Origin of the sequence: Bradyrhizobium manausense, from assembly GCF_001440035.1 — a bacterium.
GTDB lineage: Bacteria > Pseudomonadota > Alphaproteobacteria > Rhizobiales > Xanthobacteraceae > Bradyrhizobium > Bradyrhizobium manausense.
In genome coordinates this window covers 21630-21845 of the sequence record NZ_LJYG01000004.1, presented here as the reverse complement: position 1 = coordinate 21845, position 216 = coordinate 21630, and the positions used below count along the sequence as shown (strand labels likewise).

1 protein-coding gene is annotated in these 216 nt (G+C 65.3%); it reads right to left on the bottom strand.

Translation table 11 applies throughout. The annotated features are described in order from the left end of the window. A partial coding sequence (locus tag AOQ71_RS46830; RefSeq protein WP_245316610.1) for an NAD(P)-binding protein occupies positions 1 to 118 on the bottom strand: 118 nt, incomplete at its 3' end. Positions 119 to 216: the final 98 nt, after the last annotated feature.

The following is a 216-nucleotide window of genomic DNA, read 5'->3' as shown; positions in this document are numbered from 1 at the left end:
GGTTGCGCGCCTCCAGCACGATCACGGAGAGGCCGGAGCCACCGAGCGCATGCGCCGCGCCGAGGCCGGCTGCACCGGCTCCGATGATGGCGACATCGACGGAGGAGGGGAAGGACATGGGTGGGCTCTAGCACGTCTCTAATACGCACTAAAGGCACCACAAAGTGAGTGAGGTCGGGTGGGCAAAGGCGCTCTTGCGCCGTGCCCACGTTCTTA